Origin of the sequence: uncultured Pedobacter sp., assembly GCF_913776295.1 — a bacterium.
In the GTDB taxonomy this organism is placed as follows: Bacteria; Bacteroidota; Bacteroidia; order Sphingobacteriales; family Sphingobacteriaceae; genus Pedobacter.
The window spans coordinates 1-7,527 of the sequence record NZ_CAJYOJ010000001.1; the positions used below are offsets into that span (position 1 = coordinate 1).

4 protein-coding genes are annotated in these 7,527 nt (G+C 42.7%); 2 read left to right on the top strand and 2 right to left on the bottom strand.

Annotated features, from left to right (window positions below):
* Positions 1 to 354: 354 nt before the first annotated feature.
* Both QZ738_RS00005 and uxuA read right to left on the bottom strand, forming a co-directional pair.
* Entirely contained in the window at positions 355 to 2,019 is a 1,665-nt protein-coding gene (locus QZ738_RS00005; protein WP_293782644.1) for a glycoside hydrolase family 43 protein, read from the bottom strand.
* Positions 2,020 to 2,098: 79 nt separating this feature from the next.
* Positions 2,099 to 3,283 (bottom strand): mannonate dehydratase, encoded by a 1,185-nt coding sequence (gene uxuA / locus QZ738_RS00010; RefSeq protein WP_293782647.1) that lies wholly within the window; start codon positions 3,281 to 3,283, stop codon positions 2,099 to 2,101.
* Positions 3,284 to 3,759: 476 nt separating this feature from the next.
* Here uxuA and QZ738_RS00015 point away from each other — a divergent pair, with 476 nt between their 5' ends.
* The gene (locus QZ738_RS00015; protein WP_293782650.1) at positions 3,760 to 4,635 is read left to right on the top strand and encodes an alpha/beta hydrolase-fold protein; all 876 of its coding nucleotides are present in this window, start codon (positions 3,760 to 3,762) and stop codon (positions 4,633 to 4,635) included.
* Positions 4,636 to 4,653: 18 nt separating this feature from the next.
* Positions 4,654 to 7,116 carry a glycoside hydrolase family 95 protein gene (locus QZ738_RS00020; RefSeq protein WP_293782653.1) on the top strand — a complete coding sequence of 821 codons (2,463 nt, stop codon included), beginning with the start codon at positions 4,654 to 4,656 and terminating at the stop codon, positions 7,114 to 7,116.
* Positions 7,117 to 7,527: the final 411 nt, after the last annotated feature.

The following is a 7,527-nucleotide window of genomic DNA, read 5'->3' on the forward strand; positions in this document are numbered from 1 at the left end:
TTTCAGCCGGCATTTTTTGTTACTTTTTGATGCCAAAAAGTAAGAGCCATTCGGCGGCGGTAAGCCGAGGCAAGACTGGGCTGTATGGCATAAGTAATTAGTTACGTCATCTATATTGATTTTTATAAAATAAATTATCCCTCAGGGTGACGAATGACGAAGCAATCTATTCAATAAAAAGATTGCTTCGTCGTTCCTCCTCGCAATGACGAATTTTTTAAGAAAATCTATAGATTGTTATTTCAAAGCCCGCGCTCGTTTTTAACGAGTGCGCAGGTAGCTTAACGATTTTATCGTTTTTTGTGCAAAACTCATTATTACCAACGCTCGCTTAAAAACTATCTTGAGTTTAAGTTATTTAGAATGATAAATTTTATCATTGCCACTATAATCAATCCATTTAAAGCTGGCTTGGTTATCGCTTGACTGGCCAGACGATGTGGCATACAGCGCAAAAAGAGATCCGATAAACCCGCCAGCCGCTTGCGTACTTAAATATTTGCCATCCACATCTTTTTTAAGAATCTTCCATTCGTTGCTTCCCTCACGGTATTTAAAGTCGTATAAGCCACCTTTGGCTTCAATCTGCAGCTGTAGATCGGCTGATGGATTAGACAAAGGTAATTCCGTAAGTAATACCATTTGTTTTGTCGCCTTGTCGCCTTTAAAAAGCTGAAGAACGTTTTTGTTTTCTTTAATGGATTTGCACATGAAATAAAAATTATGCTCACCCTGAAAAATCATTAACCCTGCTTTTTCATTTTCAGCTTTTGGTAAAAAATGTAGCGATGTACTTGCTGAACAAAACATGTGTTGCTGTCTTTTGCCTAAAAAAGCTGGGTTCCCTTTTTCCATGCAGGTTTCTGGCTTCAGTTTCATCGTTAGACCATTTTTTTTGTCCAGTTTGTACCACGAACTGTCGTTTTTTCTTAAAAATAACAAGGAGGGATCTAAAACTTTATCAAACGTGGTGCGATAAGAAAAATTACCACTTTGTGGTGGGCTTCCCTTTTGTTTAACCTCTTTAAAATTTGCATCATACTGATACTGCACTTCTTTAAAATCTGGGTTGATCACTGGCCATCCATCAGTCCATTTAACCGGTGCGATGAAAGTTTCTCTTCCTGTATTGTAGAAATTCCCCTCGTATGGACGCACGGCAAGAAAAATGGCATACGTTTTTCCATCAGGCCCCTCAACCAGTTCTGCGTGTCCTGTAGAAGTGATCGGGTTTGGCCGGTTGGTATCTAAATCCCTTTGGGTCAGAATCGGATTTTTTTCATAAGGAACATAAGGGCCAGTGGCCGAGCGGCTTCTCAGGATAACCTGTGAATGGTTTACACTGGTTCCACCTTCAGCAGCGCAGATATAATACCAGCCTTCACGTTTAAAAATGTGCGGTCCCTCAATCCATACCGGTTTTTTTGAAATGTCAACACCGCCATTTACCAGCAAATGTTCGGTACCAACAACTTTAAGTGTTGCCGGATCAAATTCATAGGTACGGATGGTACGGTGGCCACTGTAAAGCGGCTTATTATCCGGAGCATCACTATTGTAAACGATATAGGCTTTATCCTCATCAAAAAATAACGATGGATCTATTCCCCGTACCTCCCGGAGCCATACCGGATCGCTCCACGGACCTGCAGGATTTTTAGCAGTCATTACAAAATTTCCGCCCTTATCTATATTGGTACAGGTCATGTAATAGGTTCCCTTATGGTAATTGATAGAAGGCGCAAACAGCCCCCTCGAGGTACCATCGCCCAGAAAAGTCATCTGCGAATTTCGTTCAATTACATTTCCAATCTGTTTCCAGTTTTTTAAATCCTTGCTGTGAAAAACAGGAATGCCCGGAAAATAAGAAAAGGTAGAATTAACCAGGTAGTAATCGGACCCTACCTTAGTGATACTTGGATCGGGATAAAAACCGGCAAGAATGGGATTGGTAAATTTTATCTGCGCAAATGCATGGGTGCTAAAGCATAATAAAAATAAATAAAGGGTTTTTTTCATAATTGTATTTGGTTATTGAAAGATATATGCTCGGTTTTTATTGATTTAACATTTAAGCCAATTAAAAATTGCAGGGAATTTACTGCAGTAAGTTTTCATTTTTCAGGGTTTGGCTGATGCCCAATTCCAGCCCGCGTAATTCGGCAAGGCCTTTCAGTCTTCCTATGGCCGAGTAGCCGGGGTAGGGATTCTTATCAAGATCATCGAGCATCTGGTGCCCATGATCGGGGCGCATCGGGATAGCGCGGTTCTCTGCATGCATGAGTTTTAGGATCGCCGTGACCAAAACGTCCATCTCTGCATTTCCTTCGAGGTGGTTGGCTTCATAAAAGTTGCCATTATCCTCTCGTTGCACGCTTCGCAGATGTAGAAAATAGATCTTGTTTCCCAACCGTTCAATCATTCCTTTTAAATCATTATCTGGCCTGGCACCGAAAGAACCACTGCAAAAACAGATCCCATTAGAAAGTGCAGGCACAGCCCTTAATATTTTATGCGCATGTTCCTCTGTGCTCATGATTCTGGGTAAACCTAAAATCGGATAGGGAGGATCATCCGGATGAATAGCAAGCTGTAGTCCGTTTTGATCCGCCGTTGGCGTAACTTGCTGTAAAAAACTGATTAAATTATTGCTGAGTATATCTGCAGAAATGTTTCGATATCCTTCTAATAAATTCAACACCTGATCTTTGGTGAAATGATCTTTACTTCCCGGCAGGCCCTGCAAACAGTTGCTCATTAAAGTGTTTTGCTCCTGTGCATTGAGTTTAATAAAGAAATTTTTAGCATCTTCCAATTCCTGTGGCGTATAGTCAGCACTTGCATCTGGTCGGTTTAGCAAATAAAGGTCAAAGGCAATAAATGCTGTTTTCTCAAACCGTAAAGCGAGTGCGCCGGTTGGTGTTTTAAATTTCAGGTCGGTCCGCATCCAGTCTAACACCGGCATAAAATTGTAGGTAATCACCTTAATCCCGCAGTTGGCCAGATTTTTCAGACTAATTTTATAATTTTCAATCCAGAGCTGATACTCGCCCTGCCGCTTTTTGATGTCCTCATGTACAGGCAAGCTTTCTACCACTTCCCATACCAGGCCAGCCGATTCTATGACTGATTTTCGGGCTATTATTTCCTTTTCAGTCCAGATTTCCCCGACGGCGATGTGATGTAAGGCCGTTACCACCCCCGTACAACCCGCCTGCAGGATATCGGCAAGCTTAACAATATCATCAGGGCCATACCAGCGCATGGTTTGGATCATTTTCATAGTATCACGGTATTGTGTTCAAAGATTTTATGACCGCAGATCATCACATTTCCTGTCTGCTTTTTACATTGAGCAGTAATACATCGCCGCTCTTTAAGGTTGTTTTTCATATTTGGTTTTTAGGTTTGGTCCTGTAAAATTATTCCCGCAACCATTTGGACTTTTTTCTGCAATCGATTGCTAAAAAGCTTAACCCTGCTAATTTTTTCTTAGCTTAGTTGATGTTTAAAGTATGTTTATTACGAGATGCTTCCGGTCAGATATTGTTTTCCAAAAAGTATCGCTAAACCGAAGTTCATTAAAGATTTTTAAATAATTGATGATTTGTTTCGTCCAAAGGCCTTTTTGAACATTTTTGCACTCAAAATAATCAATGGTTCCATCGTGCTGCGGCGCGATGCGCTTAAGTTTGTAGTCACAATTAATCCGGGCAGTTACGCTAATATATTGCTGCCACACAACTCTAACCAACTCAAATGAAACGATCAATCGCTACTTTAGTTACACTACTTTTTATTCAAATTGCCGTTTTTGCACAAAAGCAGATCCCCACGGCGCCTGCAGATTTCGATGTAAACCAGGAAAACATCGCGCATGGCAAAATAGATACGATCCGGTACGCATCCAAAACTGTTGGTACAAACAGAAAAGCGACGATTTACTTCCCTCCAGGTTACCTGAAAACAAAAAAATACCCGGTTTTATATCTGCTCCATGGGATTGGCGGCGATGAAAAGGAATGGCTGAACGGTGGTAAACCTAATGTGATTTTTGATAACCTGTATGCTGCGGGAAAGCTTGCACCGATGTTGGTGGTGATGCCTAACGGAAGGGCTATGAAAGATGACCGCGCTACCGGAAATATGATGGCTACTGATAAAGTTGCCGCTTTTGCAACCTTTGAAAAGGATTTGCTGGAGGACCTGATTCCGTACGTAGAAAAAAATTATCCTGTTTTTAAAGACAGGGAACATAGAGCGCTTGCCGGATTATCAATGGGCGGCGGCCAATCCTTAAATTTTGGATTGGGTAATTTAGATACTTTTGCCTGGGTTGGCGGCTTTTCTTCTGCGCCAAATACGAAAGTGCCGGCAGAATTATTGCCAGATCCCGCCAAAGCTAAAGCCATGCTGAAATTGCTTTGGATTTCCTGTGGTGATAACGATAGATTACTTAATTTTTCCCAACGTACGCATGAGTATCTGGTAGAGAAAAATGTTCCACATATTTATTATGTTGAACCAGGTGTGCATGATTTTAAAGTTTGGAAGAATGATCTTTACCTGTTTAGTCAGCTACTGTTTAAACCTGTTGATCAGGCTGCCTTTCAAAAGTATAGCCTAAATCCTTAACGAAGATTATTCTGCTCCATGAAAAAAATTGGGTCCCTGCTGTTATTCATTACCGTTGTTCTATCAAGCTTTGCCCAGCAAAAACCAAAGTTAAAACTATGGTATGATAGCCCTTCGGGACAAACCTGGGAGAATGCATTGCCTGTGGGCAACGGGCGGCTTGGCGCAATGGTTTATGGAAATGTAGGTAATGAAATTATTCAGTTAAATGAGCATAGCCTCTGGAGCGGTAGCCCCAACAGAAATGATAATCCTTTAGCATTAGATTCGTTGGCCCGCATTAGGAACCTTATTTTTGAAGGCAAACAAAAGCAGGCAGAACTGCTTGCCAATAAAGTGATCATCAGCAAAAAGTCGCAGGGACAGATTTTTCAGCCTGTTGCAGATCTACACCTGGATTTTGCTGGTCATGAAGCCTACACCAACTTTTACCGGGAACTGGACATTAGTAATGCGGTAAGCACCACCACTTACCAGGTTGGAGATGTGGTTTACACCCGGCGTGTACTGGCCTCACTGGCCGATGGTGTAGTTGCGGTTGAGCTGCGCTCAAGTAAACCAGGTGCATTAAGTTTTACGGCTTCATTATCTTCCGTGCAGCCCAGCGCAAAAATAAACACGCCAGCGTCCGGGCAAATTGAAATTACCGGAACTGCTACCTCGCATGAGGGCGTGCCAGGGCTCGTTCGCTTTAATGGGCTTGCGGCATTTAAGCATACTGGCGGCAAAATTTCCAATACGGAACGTTCAATTGTGGTAGAAAAAGCTAGTATAGTAACCATTTATGTAGCTATTGCCACCAACTTTATCAATTATAAAGATATTAGCGGGGATGAAAAGTTGAAGGCCCGGGAAATGCTGAATCGTGTATTGCCGAAAAAATTTGCGGCAGTTTTAAAAGCGCATCAACTACAGTATCACAAATATTTTGATCGGGTAGATTTATCGTTAGGCAAAAGTGATTTTGAACAGGTACCTACTGATATCAGGCTCAAAAACTTTCATTCGGTTAATGATCCGCAGTTTGCAGCCCTGTACTTTCAGTATGGACGTTACCTGCTCATTTCGAGCTCACAGCCCGGCGGACAGCCTGCCAACCTGCAAGGCATCTGGAATAATAAACTAAATCCGCCATGGGACAGTAAGTATACCATCAACATTAACGCGGAGATGAACTATTGGCCTGCGGAAAAAACCAATCTGGCCGAGTTGCATGAGCCTTTTTTAAAAATGGTTCAGGAACTGGGAGAAACCGGAAAGCAGACTGCCCATGATATGTACGGAGCGAGGGGATGGATGGCACATCACAATACAGACATCTGGAGAACAACAGGTGCTGTTGATGGGGCATTCTGGGGCGCATGGACGCATGGTGGTGGCTGGGCCAGTCAGCACCTCTGGGAACACTATCTTTACAGCGGCGATCAGTCATTTCTCAAATCAGCCTATCCAACTTTAAAAGGAGCAGCCATGTTTTATGTTGATTTCCTGGTTAAAGACCCTAAAAGAGGGTTTTTGGTCATTAATCCAGATATGTCTCCAGAAAATGCTCCACCGGCGCATCAGGGTTCCTCACTAGATGCCGGAACAACCATGAGTAACCAGATTGTATACGATGTTTTTAGTAATGTTATTCGGGCGGGAGAAATTCTCGGTGAAGATAAATCGTTAATGGATACCTTGAAAAAGATGCGCAGTCAGCTGCCGCCAATGCAGGTTGGACAATACGGGCAGTTGCAGGAATGGATTGATGATATCGATGACCCCAATGATCATCACCGGCATGTGTCTCATTTATATGGCTTATTCCCATCCGCTCAGATATCGCCATACCAAACACCCGATTTGTATGCTGCAGCCCGGAAAACACTCTTGCAAAGGGGCGATGTTTCTACAGGCTGGAGCATGGGATGGAAGGTGAACTGGTGGGCAAGGCTGCTGGATGGAAACCATGCCTACAACCTTATTCAGAGCCAGTTAACGCCTGTAGGAGGAAACCGCGCAAGTGGTGGTACCTATAATAATCTTTTTGATGCGCACCCGCCTTTTCAGATTGATGGTAATTTTGGATGTACTTCGGGTATCGCAGAAATGCTGATGCAATCGGACAATGGGGCCATTCAGCTATTGCCGGCACTGCCCGATGTGTGGAAATCAAACGGATATGTGAGTGGCTTGAGGGCGAAGGGTGGATTTGAGATTGTGAAACTGGAATGGGTAGACGGTATGGTTACCAAATTGGTGATTAAATCGCATTTAGGCGGAAATTTAAGGATCAGGTTACCTAATGAATTAAATTTATCCAAATTCAAAGCTAAAAAGGCCACTGGTGAGAATGAAAATCCTTTTTACTTCGTTACAGACACCCCGAAACCACGTATCTCCAAGCTGGCCCCGGCTGCAACCTTTGCTTTGCCAGAAACCCAACTTTATGATATTAAAACAGACGTGGGGAAAACCTATACGATGTATAAAAAGTAAAATCTCTCTTTTGAATCGCAAAGTTCGCAAAGTTTAGCGCGAAGAAAGCAAAGATAGGTAAATGTTAATGGCAATAAACGAATTGTCATCTCGACTGAAACGCAGTGGAACGGAGAGATCTTTGGTGAAATCAAAGCTCGCGCTCGTTTTTAACGAGTGCGTAAGTAGGGATCTATCCAGGTAATTTTTCAACTGCGTTGCACCGCATTTGATTGATTCCAAAAGCTAGTCATCATCTCAACTGAAAGATCCTGAAACACCCGTCCGACTGGCCGGGCGGAAGTTACCATTGACGTTATTTTGTTATCATTTGATAGTTAGACACTTGTGCACAATGCATTTCCGTCTAACAAGGCCTTCGCACTGTGCCCCCGTTCTACTTAAGTCCGGCCTAACAAATTTTTCGGACTC

Excerpts from the sequence above, each read along its gene's own strand:
- QZ738_RS00005 (WP_293782644.1), bottom strand. The coding sequence starts at position 2,019 with ATGAAAAAAACCCTTTATTTATTTTTATTATGCTTTAGCACCCATGCA.
- QZ738_RS00020 (WP_293782653.1), top strand. The coding sequence starts at position 4,654 with ATGAAAAAAATTGGGTCCCTGCTGTTATTCATTACCGTTGTTCTATCA.
- uxuA (WP_293782647.1), bottom strand. The coding sequence starts at position 3,283 with ATGAAAATGATCCAAACCATGCGCTGGTATGGCCCTGATGATATTGTT.
- QZ738_RS00015 (WP_293782650.1), top strand. The coding sequence starts at position 3,760 with ATGAAACGATCAATCGCTACTTTAGTTACACTACTTTTTATTCAAATT.